This is a genomic window from Lysobacter sp. A378 (assembly GCF_054052125.1).
This window is the reverse complement of sequence record NZ_JBSVRK010000003.1, coordinates 135,560-151,524: the sequence shown is the minus strand read 5'-3', so window position 1 is coordinate 151,524 and position 15,965 is coordinate 135,560. Positions and strand designations below refer to the sequence as shown.

At 66.6% G+C, this 15,965-nt stretch carries 17 protein-coding genes; 4 read left to right on the top strand and 13 right to left on the bottom strand.

Going from position 1 to position 15,965, the window contains the following annotated elements; genetic code table 11:
* Window positions 1-32 precede the first annotated feature (32 nt).
* The 13 genes from ACW7G1_RS12150 to ACW7G1_RS12090 all read right to left on the bottom strand — a co-directional run bounded on the left by ACW7G1_RS12150 (window position 33) and on the right by ACW7G1_RS12090 (window position 10,778).
* Complete coding sequence (locus tag ACW7G1_RS12150; protein WP_456980015.1) at window positions 33-470, bottom strand: phasin family protein; 438 nt, start codon at window positions 468-470, stop codon at window positions 33-35.
* Window positions 471-587: 117 nt separating this feature from the next.
* On the bottom strand, window positions 588-941 hold the full coding sequence (gene queD, locus ACW7G1_RS12145) for a 6-carboxytetrahydropterin synthase QueD (protein WP_456980014.1): 354 nt from the start codon (window positions 939-941) through the stop codon (window positions 588-590).
* A gap of 57 nt (window positions 942-998) precedes the next feature.
* The gene (locus ACW7G1_RS12140) at window positions 999-1,727 is read right to left on the bottom strand and encodes a sulfite exporter TauE/SafE family protein (RefSeq protein ID WP_456980013.1); all 729 of its coding nucleotides are present in this window, start codon (window positions 1,725-1,727) and stop codon (window positions 999-1,001) included.
* 2 nt (window positions 1,728-1,729) lie between these two features.
* Window positions 1,730-1,984: a cbb3-type cytochrome oxidase assembly protein CcoS gene (ccoS, locus tag ACW7G1_RS12135; RefSeq protein ID WP_456980012.1), complete on the bottom strand. Its 255-nt coding sequence runs from the start codon at window positions 1,982-1,984 to the stop codon at window positions 1,730-1,732.
* On the bottom strand, window positions 1,981-4,443 hold the full coding sequence (locus ACW7G1_RS12130) for a heavy metal translocating P-type ATPase (RefSeq protein ID WP_456980011.1): 2,463 nt from the start codon (window positions 4,441-4,443) through the stop codon (window positions 1,981-1,983). Before ACW7G1_RS12130 ends, ccoS begins: the two co-directional genes overlap by 4 nt.
* An 8-nt stretch (window positions 4,444-4,451) precedes the next feature.
* A complete protein-coding gene (locus tag ACW7G1_RS12125; RefSeq protein ID WP_456980010.1) occupies window positions 4,452-5,018 on the bottom strand; it encodes a FixH family protein in 567 nt (188 codons plus the stop codon).
* A complete protein-coding gene (locus tag ACW7G1_RS12120) occupies window positions 5,018-6,574 on the bottom strand; it encodes a 4Fe-4S dicluster domain-containing protein (RefSeq protein ID WP_456980009.1) in 1,557 nt (518 codons plus the stop codon). Before ACW7G1_RS12120 ends, ACW7G1_RS12125 begins: the two co-directional genes overlap by 1 nt.
* A gap of 10 nt (window positions 6,575-6,584) precedes the next feature.
* On the bottom strand, window positions 6,585-6,836 hold the full coding sequence (locus ACW7G1_RS12115; RefSeq protein WP_456980148.1) for a hypothetical protein: 252 nt from the start codon (window positions 6,834-6,836) through the stop codon (window positions 6,585-6,587).
* A gap of 41 nt (window positions 6,837-6,877) precedes the next feature.
* Complete coding sequence (ccoP, locus tag ACW7G1_RS12110) at window positions 6,878-7,828, bottom strand: cytochrome-c oxidase, cbb3-type subunit III (RefSeq protein ID WP_456980008.1); 951 nt, start codon at window positions 7,826-7,828, stop codon at window positions 6,878-6,880.
* Window positions 7,825-8,022, bottom strand: a complete 198-nt coding sequence (locus ACW7G1_RS12105; protein ID WP_456980007.1) for a cbb3-type cytochrome oxidase subunit 3 — start codon at window positions 8,020-8,022, stop codon at window positions 7,825-7,827. Before ACW7G1_RS12105 ends, ccoP begins: the two co-directional genes overlap by 4 nt.
* Before the next feature lie 3 nt (window positions 8,023-8,025).
* Entirely contained in the window at window positions 8,026-8,640 is a 615-nt protein-coding gene (ccoO, locus tag ACW7G1_RS12100; RefSeq protein WP_456980006.1) for a cytochrome-c oxidase, cbb3-type subunit II, read from the bottom strand.
* Between the two features lie 10 nt (window positions 8,641-8,650).
* Window positions 8,651-10,117, bottom strand: coding sequence for a cytochrome-c oxidase, cbb3-type subunit I (ccoN, locus tag ACW7G1_RS12095; protein WP_456980147.1), 1,467 nt, complete (start codon window positions 10,115-10,117; stop codon window positions 8,651-8,653).
* A 286-nt stretch (window positions 10,118-10,403) separates the two neighbouring features.
* Window positions 10,404-10,778, bottom strand: a complete 375-nt coding sequence (locus ACW7G1_RS12090; RefSeq protein ID WP_456980005.1) for a hypothetical protein — start codon at window positions 10,776-10,778, stop codon at window positions 10,404-10,406.
* A gap of 175 nt (window positions 10,779-10,953) precedes the next feature.
* Here ACW7G1_RS12090 and ACW7G1_RS12085 point away from each other — a divergent pair, with 175 nt between their 5' ends.
* From ACW7G1_RS12085 to nadB, 4 genes are all read left to right on the top strand, one after another.
* Window positions 10,954-12,360, top strand: coding sequence for an aminotransferase-like domain-containing protein (locus ACW7G1_RS12085; RefSeq protein WP_456980004.1), 1,407 nt, complete (start codon window positions 10,954-10,956; stop codon window positions 12,358-12,360).
* 146 nt (window positions 12,361-12,506) lie between these two features.
* The gene (gene ubiT / locus ACW7G1_RS12080; RefSeq protein ID WP_456980003.1) at window positions 12,507-13,370 is read left to right on the top strand and encodes a ubiquinone anaerobic biosynthesis accessory factor UbiT; all 864 of its coding nucleotides are present in this window, start codon (window positions 12,507-12,509) and stop codon (window positions 13,368-13,370) included.
* Window positions 13,371-13,392: 22 nt separating this feature from the next.
* Entirely contained in the window at window positions 13,393-14,418 is a 1,026-nt protein-coding gene (nadA, locus tag ACW7G1_RS12075) for a quinolinate synthase NadA (protein WP_456980002.1), read from the top strand.
* Window positions 14,418-15,899, top strand: a complete 1,482-nt coding sequence (nadB, locus tag ACW7G1_RS12070; RefSeq protein WP_456980001.1) for an L-aspartate oxidase — start codon at window positions 14,418-14,420, stop codon at window positions 15,897-15,899. The genes nadA and nadB overlap by 1 nt, the downstream gene beginning before the upstream one ends.
* Window positions 15,900-15,965: the final 66 nt, after the last annotated feature.

Here is a 15,965-nt window from a genome sequence, read left to right as displayed (position 1 = left end):
TTCGTGTTCCGGCCGTAGCTGGAGAGAGAGACTTACTTGGACTTGGAAGCCTTGGTCGCACCCTTGGTGAACGACTCGGCCTTCTCGGTCACGGCCTTGGCGACTTTCTCGGCATTGGCCTGGGTGGTCTTGGCGGTGGCTTCGAGCTGCGACTTGGTGATGTCGCTGATCTGCTCATTGGCCTTGGTGGTGCGGCCGATCACTTCCTGGCCAATGGCGACGCCGCGCTCGACGTTCTCGCGGGCGACCTGCACGCCCTTCGGCCAGATCTTCTTGAGGCCGTCGGCGTCGCGCACTTCGGCGGCTTCACCGAGGAACGCAAAGGTGGCATTGGCGCGGTCTTCGATCGCGGCCATCTGCAGGCCGAATACGGCTTCGACATTTTCGATCGCGAGGCGGTTGACCTGGGCCGCGGCATCCGCGAACTGACGCGTGGCGGCGGCGAACTGCTCGTTGAATTGCTGGTACATGGCGGGAGGCTCCTGCTGGCGTCGACAAGAGATTTGTCGATTTGTGCGTTGCAGCATAACTGCCCATATGTTGCGATGCAACATCGATCAATCCGCAAGCTGAATATCGTTCAGCTTTTACCCCCGGTACCGGCAGCCCGACGTGCAGGTCTCGTGCACCACCACTTCACTCAACAATGGCAAGGCGGGTTTGAGCCGATCCCAGATCCATATCGCGATGCGCTCGCTGGTCGGGTTGTCGAGACCCTCGATGTCGTTGAGGTAGTTGTGGTCGAGCTGGTCGTACAGCGGCTGGAAGGCGGCTTTGACGTCGGCAAAGTCGACCACCCAGCCGGTTTCCGCACCAGGCTCGCCTTCCAGGTGGATTTCGACCCGGAAGGAGTGGCCGTGCAGGCGCGCGCACTTGTGTCCTTCGGGAACGTTGGGCAGGCGATGCGCAGCCTCCAGGGTAAAAATCTTGAAGATATCCATGCGTCATTGTATCGCCGCGGTTGGTGCTCGGGCGGTATTGGTGCGGCGGGGACGGACTCAGGTCGCGCGCGGCAGGCAGCCCAGCGCAGACAGCAGGCCATGCATCGCCGGCACCTGCATCAGCCACGGCGAGGCCAGCGTCAACAGGCCCGCCGCCAGTACCAGCAAGCCCGCGCCCAGCCGCCAGCCGCCACGCTGCAGGCGCTGGCCCAACCGCGCCCCGGACCAGGTCAGCGACACCATCAACGGCAGTGTGCCAAGGCCAAACGCGGCCATCGTCAACGCACCGTTGCGAGCATCGGCCTGCAGCCACGCTGCGGCCAGCATGGTGGTGCTCAGGCCGCATGGCATCCAGCCCCACAACATGCCCAGCCCGATCCGTTTTGCGCTGGTGTTGGCGGGCAGCAGCCGCCGTTGCAACGGTCGCAGTTTCGACCACAGCGCGCCGGTGCCCGGCCCGGACAGGAACGCCAGCCGGCCCTTGCGATCCAGCAGCCGCGCCGCGACCACGATCAGGACCAGTCCGACCGCAGCGCGCAACCCCCACGCCAGCCAATCCAGCCGGGCCAGGTCGACGATGCCGTGACCGATGCCGCCCGCAATCGCGCCGGCCGCAGTGTAGCCAAGCACCCGGCCCAGGTTTGGTTCGATCGCATACTTCCAGCTGGCCTTCGGCCCCATCGCCGAGAACCCGGTGGCAATGCCGCCGCACATCGCCGCGCAATGCACGCCGCCCATGAGTCCGGTGAGCAGGGCGGCGCCGAGGGTGAGCCAGTCAATCGGCATGGTCAGTCAGCTTGCCGGCCGTCGCCGGTACGGCGGCCGTCTGCCGGCGCGACAGCATCGATATCGATATCATCAGCGGTGCCAGTGGCCGGAGGTGGCAAGGGTGCGACGCGGTCGTGCTCGTCCTCGCGCAGGATATCCAGTGCCGGGGTATCCAGGTCCTCGAACTGGCCACGCTTGACCGCCCAGATGAACGCCCACAGCGCCACGCCCAGGGCCAACATGCTGACGGGGATCAGGAACAGCAGGATGTTCATGGGTGCAGGTCCGCGGTGGCCAGGGCAGGTGTCGGCGCGTCGCCCGGTGCAGGCGACCGGGTCAGCCGCAACGCGTTGGCGGTGACGATCAGTGATGACACCGCCATCCCCAGCGCGGCGATCCACGGCGTGACCATGCCGGCGGCGGCCAAGGGCAGTGCCAGCAGGTTATAGCCCAATGCCCAGCTGATGTTCTGGCGGATGACCCGACGGGTGCGGCGGGCAATCGCGATTGCCTCGGGCACACGTGTCAGCGAGTGCCCCGTCAGCACCAGGTCGGCGGCGCGCTGGGCGAGTGCCGCGCCTTCTCCGATCGCCAGCGATACATCCGCACCGGCCAGTACCGGTGCGTCGTTGAGCCCGTCGCCGACCATCGCCACCGCGCGGCCACGTTGTTGCAGCTCGCGAACGAAGGCGAGTTTGTCCTCCGGGGACTGCCGCGCATGCGCCTGGTCGATCCCCACCCGTTGTGCGAAACCCCGCACCGGCTCGGCGGCGTCGCCGCTGGACAGGTGCACCGTGAGTCCCTGGTTGCCCAGCAGCGACACGGCGGCGCGCGCATCGGTGCGCTCCGACTCCGCCAGCTGGAACCGTGCCGCCGCACGTTTGCCGTTGCCGAGCCACAGCCGTCCGTCATCCTCGGTGCTGGCGGCAAAGCCGGCCTGGCCCAGCCGCCAGCGTTCGCCATCGACGACGCCTTCGATGCCCTGGCCCGGGACCGCCTGCACGTCGCGGGCATGCGGCGCATCGGCGACCGCGGCAAACGCCAATGCGATCGGATGGCCGCTGTCGCGTTCCAGCGCGGCGGCGATGCGCAGGGCGTGATCACGGTCGATGCCGCCGAAGGTCTCGATGCCCGCCAGCACCGGGCGCCCATCGCTGAGCGTGCCGGTCTTGTCGAACACTATGTCGGTGACCTTGGCGAGTCGATCCAGGGCGTTCTCGCGCACCGCCAGCACGCCGATCCGGGCCAGCGCGCCATGGGCGGCGGTCAGTGCCGTTGGCACCGCGAGCGACAACGCGCACGGGCAGCTGATCACCAGCAGGGCGAGGGTGACTTCGAACGCGCGAGAGGGGTCGTAGGCGCGCCAGCCGAAGTAGACCATCACCGCAGCGACCAGCAGCGCGGCGACGAAATAGTGGGCGATGCGCTCGGCGGCACGTGCGAGTGCCGGCCGTTGCGACTGGGCCTGCTCGACCAGCCGCGCCAGTTGCGACAGGCGGGTGGCGCTGCCGGTCCGGGTCACCCGCAACCGCGCCGGCCGTTCGCGGCAGACGGTGCCCGCGTACACGGTTGCGCCGGCCTGTTTGTCGACCGGGCTGGATTCGCCAGTCAGCAGCGCTTCCTCGAAGCGGGCGTGGCCATCAAGCAATTCGCCATCGGCCGGCACCACTTCGCCGGCCGCCACGCAGGCGACATCATCGACCGCCAGCGCGGCCAGTGGAATCGATTCGCGACTGCCGTCGGCCAACTCGCGGGTCGCGAATGCGGGGCGTGCCCGCGCCAATGCATCGACCTGGGCACTGGCAATCCGGCGCGCACGCTGCTCCAGCATCCGCGCGACCAGCAACAGGAATACGAACATCACCGCCGCGTCGTACCAGACATGCTCGCTGCCGCGGATGGTGCCGACCACGCTGGCGAAGTAGGCCAGCAGGGTGGAGCCGGCGATCAGTGTGTCCATGCCCAGCTGGCGATGGCGCAACTCGCGCCAGGCGCCGGCGATGAACGGCCAGCCGGCGTAGAACACCACCGGGGTGGACACCAGGAAGGTCAGCCAACGGAAGAAGTCGCGGGTCGGCAGCGGCATGCTGCCGTTGGTGTCCAGGTACAGCGAGCCGGCCAGCATCATGGCCTGCATCGAGCCCAGTCCGGCGACGCCAATCCGGATCAAGTCACGGTTGCGTTGTGCCCGCTGGGCACGCTCGCGCGCCTCGCCGCTGGCCAGGTAGGGCCGGTAGCCCAGGGTGACCAGGCGTTGCAACGGTTGCGACAGGTTGGTGAGCCGTGGATCCCAGGCCAACCGGATACGACCGGTGACGGCGTTGGCGCCGGCCTCCAGCACGCCCGGCTCGCGCGCCAGCACGCGGTCGATCAACCACGCGCAAGCCGCGCAGCGCATGCCGTCGGTAAGCAGGGTGATCTCGCGGCCGCCGTCGATGTCGTGGGCATGCTCGGACAGCAGCTCGTCGCGGTCCCACACCGACAGGTCGACCGGTTCGACACCGACCCGGCCGGCGTGTTCGCTGCGCAGCCGGTAGTAGTCGCCCAGGTCGGCTTCGCGGATCCACTGCGCGGCGGCGGCGCAGCCGTCGCAGCAGAACCTGCGCGTTGCCCCGTCCAGATCGACCCGTGCCGGGCTGGCAGGCAAGACTTCGCCACAGTGGTAGCAGCCGTCGGTATCGGCCAGTAACGCTTCGTTGCGAGCCGGCACGGCGCGGGTCAATGCCACCGCCATTGCATGACCTAGGGCGCCTGCAACGACGGGTGCAGGTTCGCGGCCAGTTGGCCCTTGGGCAGCCGGCCCTTCAACCGCCAGCGTGCGTCCTGGGGCTCCAACTGGAGTTTCCAGTCGTGACTGGCATCAATGGTGGTCGGGAGGCGCCAGCCCAGCTCGCCCGGTTGCAGCAGCAGCACCTGGTCGACGGCGGCACGCGTGGGGTGGATCAGGGTCAGCTGCAGCGGTGCGGCACGGTCGAAGTCGCCACTGACCGGCAGTACCTCGATGAATGCCTGCTCGGTATCGATGCGCACGATCGCGCTGAGCTTCTCCTGCTGCGCGATCGCATCCGGTCCCAGGTCGGCGGTCTGGATTTGCGCGGTACGCGATACGGTATCGATGACCTGGTCGCTGTAGCCCTCGCCACTGGCGATGAAAATCATCACCACGCTGGCCACCACGACCACGGTTGGCAAGGCAATCACCAGCCAGACGATCGGTTGGCGCCAAGGCGATCGGCTGCCCCCGGTTGGTTCCTCGGTGGCAGGTTTGTTGCGGGGAGGCTTATTCGGTTGGAAATCGGGAGTGCTCATTACTGGGGTCCAAAGAAACTGCTGTCTACGGTTTCGCGGGTGCTGCCGTCGGCCGATTCGATGACGAATCGCAGGTCATGGCGGCCGGTGATGGTGGCCGGCGCGGTAACGGCCAACGGCAGTGATACCACCGCGGCGGCCCCGGCTTTCACGCTCTGCGGGCCGGTGCGCAAGACCATCCCGTCGGTGGCCGCGTCCAGGCTCACACGGTACTCCTGCGGCTGGTTGGTCTTGTTGACCAGTTTGAGCGTGTAGCCATTCTCGATGCCATCGCTGACCTCGCGGTACAAGGCGTTGCGGTCACGCAGCACGTCGGCGATCAAGGGGCTGCGGGCGGCAACGCCCCAGCCCCAGCCGACCACCAGTACCAGCAACAGCGCCGCATACACGAACATCCGCGGGCGCAGGATCCGGGTCGGCTTGCCATCAATGGCGTTCTGGGTGGAGTAGCGGATCAGGCCACGCGGGTAGCCCATCTTGTCCATGACATCGTCGCAGGCGTCGATGCACGCACCGCAGGCGATGCAGTCGTATTGCAGGCCGTTGCGGATGTCGATGCCGGTCGGGCAGACCTGCACGCACATGGTGCAGTCGATGCAGTCGCCGGCGGTGTCGATCTCCGGCCGGGTCAACGGGTGATCCAGGCTGGCGGTAAATGTGGCGTCGTTGGCCAGGCCTGCGTCTTCGCGCGCCTCCACCATGGCGTTTCCGGCCGCGTCGTGGCCACTGGCGCGGAATACCAGCTCATAGGCAAGCGCCTTGTCGAGCAGGCCGCGGCCGCGGGAGATGACGTCGCCCAGGCCGCGCCGGCGTGGGCCACGCGGCTCGCCGCGCATCGGGTCGTAGGCGATGATCAGGGTGTCGCGATCGAACATCGCGCTCTGGAAGCGCGCGTACGGGCACATGTACTTGCAGACCTGTTCGCGCAGGAAGCCAGCGTTGCCCAGCGTCGCTGCCCCGTAGAACAGCACCCAGAAGGTCTCCCAGCCATTCCAGTCGAGCGGCCAGGTGCGTTCAGCCAGACTGACGATCGGGGTGAAGAAGCCGACAAAGGTGAAGCCGGTCCAGAGTGCGAAAACCACCCACAGCACGTGCTTGGAGCCCTTGCGCAGGATTTTGTCGCGGTTCCACGGGCCGGCATCGAGCTTCATTCGTTTGGCGCGGTCACCCTCGGTCCAGCGCTCCATCCACAGGAACACCTCGGTCCACACGGTCTGCGGGCACGCATAGCCGCACCACACCCGGCCGGCGAGCGCGGTGACGAAGAACAACACCAGCGCCAGGATGATCAGCAGCATCGCCAGGAAGGTGAAGTCCTGCGGCCAGAAGGTCAGTGCGAAAATGTGGAACTGGCGCGCGGGCAGGTCGAACAGCACGGCCTGGCGGTCGTCCCATTGCAGCCACGGAAAGACGTAATACATTCCCAGCAGCCAGAACACCGAGATCTTGCGCAACCGGTCGAGTCGACCCGATACATCCCGCGGGTACACCTTGCGTTCCTTGACGTAGAGCGACTCTCCGCCATCGAGCAAATCGATGTCAATTTTTCTGCTCACCGCGAAACTTCTACTCCCGGGGTAATGATCTGTTGAAGCGGCTCGGTGGACGCAGCAGCAGCCAGGTGAACAGGCTGGACGATGCCGTCGCCAACCAGAACATCAGGCCGCCGACCGTATAGCCGAGCCCGCGGTTGATCGTCAGGTTCGGGAAGGTCATCTCGCACAGTTCCAACGGGTCGACGAAGGCGAAAAACACCATCGTCGCCACGCAGGCGGCAAAGAAGCTGGGCCAGAGAATGGCGCCGATCCGCTGCACCATCGGACGCGGCGGATGGTCGATTGGGGGCGTCGTCGACAGGTTCACAATGACGCCTCGTCGGTCGCCGGCGCGGCATCGGCGGCGGGCGGGTTGGACAACGACCAGACATAGCTGGCTACCAGGCGCGTGCGGGTTTCACCCAGCAAGTCGCGGTGCGCCGGCATGACGCCATGGCGTCCGTTGACGATGGTCTCGCGCAGGCTGGCGTTGCTGTCGCCGTACATCCAGTAGTTGTCGGTCAGGTCCGGGGCGCCCAGCTCGCTATTGCCCTTGCCTTCCACCCCATGGCAGGCGACACAGACGCCGTCGTAGAGCTTCTTGCCTTGCGCGGCCAGGTAGTTGTTCTGCACCGACTGCTCGGGCGTGCCAAGTACGCGCACGTAGGCGATCACGTAGTCGACCGCGTTGTCCCCGCCCATGCCGGTCAATACCTTGCCCCATGGCGGCATCACCCCGTCGCGACCATCCAGCACGGTCTGCAGGACCTGCTCCGGCGCTCCGCCCCAGTGCCAGATGTCGTCACTCAGGTTGGGGTAGCCGATGGCGCCCCGCGCGGACGAACCGTGGCAGGTGGCGCAGGTGTTGGCGAAGATCGAACGGCCGAGCTCACGCGCGACCGGGTCGGCGGCGAGTTGGTCGATCGGCAGACCGTTGTAGGGACGGAAAGTCTCATCAAGCGTCGCATCCCAGACCTTCTTGTCCTGGGCATGCTCGCCCTGCGAGCTCCAGCCGCTGATGCCCTCGTAGTTGCCCAGACCGCCGTACCAGATCAGATAACCGATGCCGAAGGCGATGGAGATGAAAAAGCCCTGGATCCACCAACGTGGCATCGGCTTGTTGTATTCGGTGATGTCCTCGTCCCAGTAATGACTGGTCTCCTCCGGCTTGGGGTCGCCGGGCCGGCGCTTGGACGTCCACCACAGCAACCAGGCCACGCCAAGGATGTTGAGCGCCGTAAGGGCGATGAGGTACCACGACCAGCCAGTGCTCATGGGCGTGGCTCCACTGGGTTTTCGTTTTCGTTTTTGTTGTCGCCGTCAGCGTCGTGCCTGGTATCTGTGGGCGTGTCGTCCAGGGCCAGACGTGCGGTGGCGTCGAATGCCTGCTTGTGTTCCGGTAGCCACGCCCAATAGCAGATGGCCAGGAACAGCAGCATCAGGGCGACGGTGATGATTCCAGAAAGCATGGCTCAGCCTCCCTTCGGGCCGTGGATGCCCAGGCCTTGCAGATAGGCCACCACTGCGTCCAGCTCGTTCTTGCCGGCGACGTCTGCCGCGGCCTGCTCGATCTGCTCATCGGTGTAGGGATCGCCCAGACGCTGCAGGGTCTTCATGCGGCCGGCGATCTCCGCGCCATCCACGGCGGTTTCCTCCAGCCACGGGAACGCCGGCATGTTGGACTCGGGTACCACCGCACGCGGGTCAGTCAGGTGAACGCGATGCCAGTCGTCGGAATAACGCCCGCCGATCCGGGCCAGGTCCGGACCGGTACGCTTGGACCCCCATTGGAACGGGCGGTCGTAAACCGACTCGCCGGCCAGCGAATAGTGGCCGTAGCGTTCGGTCTCGAAGCGCAGTGTACGGATCATCTGCGAGTGGCAGTTGTAGCAACCTTCGCGGACATAGACATCGCGTCCGGCCAGTGCCAGCGCGGGATACGGCTCGACCCCGGGCAGCGGTTCGATCGCTTCGGCCTGATACATCATCGGCACGATCTCGGCCAGGCCGCCCAATGACACCGCAATCGCGGTCAGGATAGCCAGCACGGCGATGTTTTTTTCTATTTTCTCGTGACCAAAACTCATTTCTTCGTCCTCAGCCGCGCGCCGCAGTCGGGTGCGGTGCCAGCACCGGATGGTTTGCCAACGCACGCACGCTCTGATGGGTGCGCCACAGGTTCCAGGCCATCAGGCAGGTGCCGGCCAGGATCATCAGTCCGCCCAGCAGGCGGCCCAGGTAGTACGGGTAGGTCGCGCTGAGCGCTTCCACGAAGCTGTAGGTCAAGGTGCCATCGGCGTTGGTGGCGCGCCACATCAGGCCCTGGGTAATGCCGGCGATCCACATCGAGGCGATGTAGAACACCACGCCCATGGTATGCAGCCAGAAGTGGTAGTCGATCATCTTGGTCGAGTACATCTTTGCCGCCCCGATCAATCTCGGGTACAGGCAGTACACCGAGCCGAACGAGATCATCGCCACCCAGCCCAGGGTGCCGGCGTGGACGTGGCCGATGGTCCAGTCGGTGTAGTGGCTGAGCGAGTTGACGGTCTTGATTGACAGCAACGGGCCTTCGAAGGTCGCGATCATGTAGAAACTGATGGCGACGATCAGGAATTTCAGGATCGGGTCGGTACGCAGTTTGTGCCATACCCCCGACATGGTCAGCAGGCCGTTCATCGCGCCGCCCCAGCTGGGGGCGAGCAGGATCACCGAGAACACCATGCCGACCGACTGTGCCCAGTCGGGCAGGGCGGTGTAATGCAGATGGTGCGGGCCTGCCCACATATAGACCGAAATCAGTGCCCAGAAATGCACGATCGACAGCCGGTAGGAGTAGATCGGCCGCTGCGCCTGCTTGGGCACGAAGTAATACATCATTGCCAGGTAGCCGACAGTCAGCAGGAACGCGACCGCGTTGTGGCCGTACCACCACTGCGCCATCGCATCCACCGCGCCGCTGTAGATGGGGTAGGACTTGGTCAGGCTGGCCGGCAGCACCAGGTTGTTGACCACGTGCAGGAAGCCCACGCCGATGATGTAGGCGCCGTAGAACCAGTTGGCGACATAGATGTGCTTGACCCGGCGCTTGGCGATGGTGCGGAAGAACAGCCAGCCGTAAGCGACCCAGACCAGTGCGATCAGGATGTCCAGCGGCCATTCCAGCTCGGCGTATTCCTTGCTCTGGGTGATGCCCAGCGGCAGGGTGATCACCGCGCCAACCATCGCCGCCTGCCAGCCCCAGAACACGAAGCTGGCCAGCTTGTCGGAGACCAGCCGGACATGGCAGGTGCGCTGGACGACGTACAGGCTGGTGGCGAACAGCACCGAGCCGCCGAAGGCGAAGATCACCCCGTTGGTATGCAGCGGCCGCAACCGTCCGTAACTCAACCAGGGGGTGTCGAAGTTCAGCGCCGGCCAATACAGCTGGGCGGCGATGAACACGCCGACCGCCATGCCGACGATGGCCCAGAACATGGTCGCGACCACGAACTGGTGGACCACCTTGTCGTTGTAGTAACCGCGGGGCGCGGCCAGCGCGGAATCACCGGTGTCAGCCGGCATTGCCACGGCATCGTCATGCACAGACATTCAGGAGACCTTCCATTTTGTAAGCACGTATTTTCCCCGGGATCAGCGTGTGGATAGTTGATCTGGGTCAATTGGGTGAAGCGGGACCACGGTCATGGCCGTGCAGGCGATCACGTGCGATCCGTGTGGATCGATAACGGGAATGCCTGTCGGCGCGTTGGCCATGTGTTTGCCGTCCGGTTCAGACGGGATCGAGCCAGGGGTTGGCACCGCGATTGTAGATGATCACACCGGAGGAAGCCGAGGATGCGGGCGCGTTTCATGGCGTCGGCTCCCGCACGGCTGCCTGCGCAGGTGCCGGTTCTGGCTGCCGCGACCCGCCGAGGCGAATGCGCCGCAGCCAGCGATGGCGCAGCCATACCGCGACGGTCATCACCAGCAGGAACATGGTGTAGGCGCACATGGTGGCGACCACCTGCTTCCACATGCCGCCGTGAATCGCAGTGGCGTCGTTGAAGCCCCAATACATGCCGTACGCGGCCAGGCCGGTGGCGATTACCAGGCTGGTGACATCGAACAGTTTTCGCGCCCGAGTACGCGGCTGCCGGGGGTAGATCCAGAACAGCACCGCGAGGATCGAAAACCACGGCACGAACAGGATCAAGGCAAGGTTGAGTTCGACTAGCGGGTTCATCGGCGGTCGTCCCCCGTCGGGGCTCCAGTCATGGGACATCCAGTTCAACGGGTCAGGATAGGGCGACCGGATCAGTTGGCGTAGACTCAAAAATCGACCAAATGACCGTATCAGATGGCTCCGTTCAGTTCCGCGAGCTTTGCCGGAATTTTGGCCAGGGACATCGGGAGTTGCGATGACGCTGTATCAGGCGCTTGCTGACGACATTGCCGAATCGATCCACCAGGGCCTGCTGAAACCTGGCGACCGGCTGCAGTCGGTGCGCCAGACCAGTGCGGCGCGCAAGGTCAGTCCAGCGACCGTTTTCCAGGCCTATTACCTGCTCGAAGCCCGTGGCCTGGTGGAGTCGCGGCCGCGTTCGGGCTACTACGTCACTCGCGCCGCCGTCATGCGGCCGCCGGAGGCGGACCTGCTTTCGCAGCCTGATGGCGAGTCGCGCGCGGTGGACGTCAGCGACCTGGTGTTCCAGGTGCTGGAATCCTCGATGTCGCGCGACGTGGTGCCGCTGGGGTCTGCGTTCCCCAGTCCACTGTTGTTTCCGCTGGACCGCATTGGCCGGCTGCTGGCGTCCGCCGCGACCCACCTGGACCCGTGGAGCACGGTCGACGACCTGACCCCGGGCAACGCCGAGCTGCGGCGGCAGATCGCGTTGCGCTACCTGCTGGCCGACATGCACGTGGGCGCCGACGAGATCGTGATCACCAACGGCGCGATGGAAGCGCTGAACCTCTGCATCGGCGCGGTGACCGAACCCGGCGACGCGGTGCTGGTGGAATCACCGTGTTTCTACGCCACTTTGCAGATGCTGCAGCGGATGCGCCTGCGCGCGATCGAGGTGCCGACCCACCCGCGTGAAGGCATCGACCTGGCGGCGATGGAGGTGGCGATCGCCCGCCACTCGCCGAGCGCATGCTGCCTGATGAGCAGCTTCCAGAACCCGCTTGGGGCAAGCATGCCGGAGGATCACAAGCGCGCGCTGGTCGCATTGCTGGCGCGTCACCGGATCCCGCTGGTCGAGGATGACGTCTACGCCGAGTTGTACTTCGATCCGCAGCGGCCGCTGCCGGCCAAGGCCTTCGACCGGGAAGGCCTGGTGCTGCATTGCTCCTCGTTCTCCAAGAGCCTGGCGCCGGGTTACCGGATCGGCTGGGCCGCGCCGGGCCGGTTTGCCCGGCGTGTCGCCCGTCGCAAGCTGACCACCACCTTGAACACCAACGTGCCCACCCAGGTCGCGCTGGCTCAGTATCTGCAACGCGGTGGTTTTGATCGCCACCAGCGGCGCCTGCGCAAGACCCTGGCGGAGCAACAGGCGGATTACCTGGAAGCGATAGCGCGACATTTCCCGCGCGGCACGCGGGTGCCACGGCCGGCTGGCGGATATTTCCTGTGGCTGGAATTGCCCCAGGGCGCGGACGCGCTGGCGATCCAGCAACGCGCCGCCGCACTGGGCATCAGCATCGCACCGGGGCCGATGTTTTCCGCCAGCCGCGGCTTCGGGCACTGCCTGCGCCTCAATTGCGGCCACCCGCTGGATGCGCGGGCGGCGGCGGGACTGGCGACCCTGGGACGACTCGCGCACTGAGCGGGCCGGGCCGAATGGCGCGCCGGTCGGTTGTGGCCGCTGTGGGGGTCACTTGATCCACGTCATGGGTGTCGCGGGTAACCCATGGTCTGCTGCCAACCCGCGCGACGGTTGCGTGCGTCTGTGGCAAAGAGGGCCGGGAGCCGATGGCCGACTACGAATCCGCGTTGAGCCGGGTGCGCCGCGTGATCGACGGTGTCGACGCCACGATGTTGGTGCTGCTGGCCGGTCGCGGCCGGCTGGCGCGCCGTGTCGCACGGATCAAGCAAAACGCCGGCATACCCGGTCGCGACCCGGACCGTGAGGCGCGGGTGCATGCGCGCGCACAATGGCTGGCATTGCGTATCGGGCTGCCTGCCACGACCGCGCAGGCGATGACCTGTGTCGCGATTGACCACGCCTGTCGGCAACAAGGGCTTGTAACTGATCTGGGTCAAGGCCGAGAACCGGTCATCGACCGCATCATCGCTCCCGCCATGCATGAGACCTCCGCACACAACGCTTCCTCCCCTCGCCATTCGTCGCTGCTGCGGTTGATCCCGCCGCCGTCGCGGTTGGCACCGTTGTTGCGCGTGGTGCCCCTGGCGGCCCAGCACCGGCTGCTGGAGCGCGCAATGCAGCGCGTTCTGGCTGCCCCGTTGGCCGACGGCACGCTGGACTTCATGCAGGGCCGACGGCTCGGCATCGAGGTCACCGATCTGGGGCTGCGCTGGGTGATCGAGCAGCGCGGCTCCTGCCTGACCGTCATCAATGATGTGCCGGAGGCCAGCGTGCGCGGTACCGCCACCGACCTGTTGTTGCTCGCCAGCCGGCTGGAGGACGCGGACACGCTGTTCTTCCAGCGTCGGCTGGTACTGACCGGCGATACCGAGCTGGGCCTGACCGCGCGAAACCTGCTGGAACGGCTGCCGTGGGAATCGGTGCCGCTGGGACTGCGCATCGGCCTCAACCGCGGCGCCCGCTTCGCCCGTGCAGCCCGGACCGCCCATGCGGCCGGTCGCGCCGCCTGACCACCTTTCACTTCTGGATGCCATGAACCACGCCGCAGCTCTCGCCAACCCGCGCTGGCGGCCCGAACTCGAAACCGAGTACGCGCCGCTGGTGGAAAAACTGGAACGCCTGATCCCCTGTCTGGAAGTGCCCATCCACCTGCCGTGGGTCGACGCGATCAACACGCTCAAGCGCGAGCGCGGCGCGGTGATCATGGCGCACAGCTACCAGTCGCCGGAGATCTTCCACGGCGTGGCCGACATCACCGGCGATTCGCTGGCGCTGGCCCAGGCGGCGGCCGATTGCGACGGGGACCTGATCGTCATGTGCGGGGTGCACTTCATGGCCGAGAGCGCGAAGATCCTGGCGCCCGACAAGACCGTGCTGCTGCCGGACATGGACGCGGGCTGTTCGCTGGCGTCGTCGATCACTGCCGCTGACGTGCGCGCATTGCGGTTGCGCCATCCCGGCGCGCCGGTGGTCAGTTACGCCAACACCTCCGCGGCGGTCAAAGCCGAGTCCGATGCGATCTGCACCTCGGCCAACGCCGTGCAGGTGGTCGAGTCGATGCGCGCCGACAAGGTGATCTTCCTGCCCGACCAGTACCTGGGGAAATGGGTGGCCGGCCAGACCGACGTCGAGCTGGTGCTCTGGCACGGCACCTGCGAGGTGCACGACCAGTTCACCTCGCAGCAGGTGCGGCACACCCGCGAACAGTTCGACACCCTGGTGGTCGCCCACCCGGAGTGCTCGCCGGAGGTGCTGGCCGAGGCGGATTTCGTCGGCTCCACCAGCGCGATGGGCCAGTGGCTGGAAAAGGTCAAACCGGCACGGGTGGCGATGGTCACCGAATGCTCGATGGCCGACAACCTGCGCGACCGGTTTCCGCAGGTCGAGTTCATCAAGCCCTGCAACCTGTGCCCGCACATGAAGCGGATCACGCTGCAGAACATCCATGCCTGCCTGCGCGATCTCAAGCACGAAATCGTGATCGCGCCCGAGGTGGCCGCCCGCGCCCGCGCCGCGCTGGACCGGATGCTGGTCGTGGGCCGGCGCGAGCGCATCTGATGAGGAAGCGCGCGCCGGTAGTGGTCGTTGGTGCCGGGATCGCCGGCCTGTGCGCCGCGCTGGCCGCCGCACCACGACCGGTGTTGCTGCTGGGTCGCGGCGCACGCGTCGAAGACAGTGCCAGCATGCTGGCCCAGGGCGGTATCGCCGCCGCGCTCGGGGCGGGTGACAGTGTCGAGTCGCACGTCCGGGACACGCTGGCGGCTGGGGCGTCATGCAATGAGACGGCGCAGGTCCGCACGCTCGCCGCCGGCGCGGCCGATGCGGTGGCGTGGCTGGCGACGCTGGGCGTGGCGTTCGACTGCGATGGCGCCGGACTGATGTTGGGGAGGGAAGGCGGGCACACGAGTGCCCGCATCGTGCACGCTGGCGGCGATGCAACCGGCGCCGGTGTGATGGCCGCATTGTCGGCGGCGGCCTCGCGTGCACCACACATCCAGTGGCGTGGGGGCGTGGATGTGGACGCGTTGCGGCTAGGCGCAGGCCGCGTGGGCGGCGTGCGACTGCGGGACGGAGACCACAGCGCGTGGGTGGACACCGACGCCGTGGTGCTGGCGACCGGTGGCATCGGCAGCCTGTTTGCGCGGACCACCAACCCTGCCGGCTCCGATGGCGCGGGATTGGCACTGGCGCTGGCCGCGGGCGCACAGCCGCGCGACCTGGAGTTCATCCAGTTCCATCCCACCGCGCTGGACGTGCGCGCCAAGTCGCTGCCGCTCATCACCGAGGCGCTGCGCGGCGCCGGCGCACGGTTGCTGGATGCATCGGGCCAGCCGTTGATGGATGGCGTGCACCCGCTGGGCGATCTCGCCCCACGCGACGTGGTGGCGCGCCGGGTCTGGCAGGCCCGGCGCGATGGCGGACTGGTCAGGCTGGACGCGCGTCGGCTGGGGATCTGCTGGCAATGCGAGTTCCCGACCGTTCTGGCGGCCTGTATCGCCCACGGTATTGACCCGCGGGTCAGCCCGATCCCGGTTACCCCGGCCGCGCATTTCCACATGGGTGGCCTGGCGGTTGACGATCTCAGCCGGACCAGCCTGCCGGGCCTGCATGCGGTGGGCGAGGTGGCCTGCACCGGCGTCCACGGCGCCAACCGGCTGGCCAGCAATTCGCTGCTGGAGGGCGTGGTGTTCGGCCGCCGCCTCGGCGCGCATCTGGCCTCCGGTCGTGCGGCGGATGCCAGCGCGGTGGGTGCAAGCAGGGGCGTCGTCGCAAAGGCCGTGTCAATCGAGCGCGGGCCGGGTCTGGCTGCCGATGGCCTGCATGGGCTGCGCGCGTTGATGTGGCATGCGGCCGGCCCAGCGCGTTCGGCCGACCGGTTGCGTGAGGCCATTACCCGGATGGAAGCTCTGGAAACAGCCGGTTGGCAGGCGCGGCTGGCCAACGCGATCCTGAGGGCGGCGCTGGATCGACAATCCAGCGTGGGCGCGCATTGGCGCAGTGATTGCGCCGCAACTGCATCCACCAGCCAAGCCGCCTGAGACGGACGGATACCGCCAGAATCTACCCGGAGCAAGGATTCACGCCTACATACGCATTAGTATGGA

What these genes read in the sequence shown, in the direction of transcription:
- ACW7G1_RS12150 (WP_456980015.1), bottom strand. Translation starts at nt 470, where the DNA reads ATGTACCAGCAATTCAACGAGCAGTTCGCCGCCGCCACGCGTCAGTTC.
- queD (WP_456980014.1), bottom strand. Translation starts at nt 941, where the DNA reads ATGGATATCTTCAAGATTTTTACCCTGGAGGCTGCGCATCGCCTGCCC.
- ACW7G1_RS12140 (WP_456980013.1), bottom strand. Translation starts at nt 1,727, where the DNA reads ATGCCGATTGACTGGCTCACCCTCGGCGCCGCCCTGCTCACCGGACTC.
- ccoS (WP_456980012.1), bottom strand. Translation starts at nt 1,984, where the DNA reads ATGAACATCCTGCTGTTCCTGATCCCCGTCAGCATGTTGGCCCTGGGC.
- ACW7G1_RS12130 (WP_456980011.1), bottom strand. Translation starts at nt 4,443, where the DNA reads ATGGCGGTGGCATTGACCCGCGCCGTGCCGGCTCGCAACGAAGCGTTA.
- ACW7G1_RS12125 (WP_456980010.1), bottom strand. Translation starts at nt 5,018, where the DNA reads ATGAGCACTCCCGATTTCCAACCGAATAAGCCTCCCCGCAACAAACCT.
- ACW7G1_RS12115 (WP_456980148.1), bottom strand. Translation starts at nt 6,836, where the DNA reads ATGGTGCAGCGGATCGGCGCCATTCTCTGGCCCAGCTTCTTTGCCGCC.
- ccoP (WP_456980008.1), bottom strand. Translation starts at nt 7,828, where the DNA reads ATGAGCACTGGCTGGTCGTGGTACCTCATCGCCCTTACGGCGCTCAAC.
- ACW7G1_RS12105 (WP_456980007.1), bottom strand. Translation starts at nt 8,022, where the DNA reads ATGCTTTCTGGAATCATCACCGTCGCCCTGATGCTGCTGTTCCTGGCC.
- ccoO (WP_456980006.1), bottom strand. Translation starts at nt 8,640, where the DNA reads ATGAGTTTTGGTCACGAGAAAATAGAAAAAAACATCGCCGTGCTGGCT.
- ccoN (WP_456980147.1), bottom strand. Translation starts at nt 10,117, where the DNA reads ATGCCGGCTGACACCGGTGATTCCGCGCTGGCCGCGCCCCGCGGTTAC.
- ACW7G1_RS12090 (WP_456980005.1), bottom strand. Translation starts at nt 10,778, where the DNA reads ATGAACCCGCTAGTCGAACTCAACCTTGCCTTGATCCTGTTCGTGCCG.
- ACW7G1_RS12085 (WP_456980004.1), top strand. Translation starts at nt 10,954, where the DNA reads ATGACGCTGTATCAGGCGCTTGCTGACGACATTGCCGAATCGATCCAC.
- ubiT (WP_456980003.1), top strand. Translation starts at nt 12,507, where the DNA reads ATGGCCGACTACGAATCCGCGTTGAGCCGGGTGCGCCGCGTGATCGAC.
- nadA (WP_456980002.1), top strand. Translation starts at nt 13,393, where the DNA reads ATGAACCACGCCGCAGCTCTCGCCAACCCGCGCTGGCGGCCCGAACTC.
- nadB (WP_456980001.1), top strand. Translation starts at nt 14,418, where the DNA reads ATGAGGAAGCGCGCGCCGGTAGTGGTCGTTGGTGCCGGGATCGCCGGC.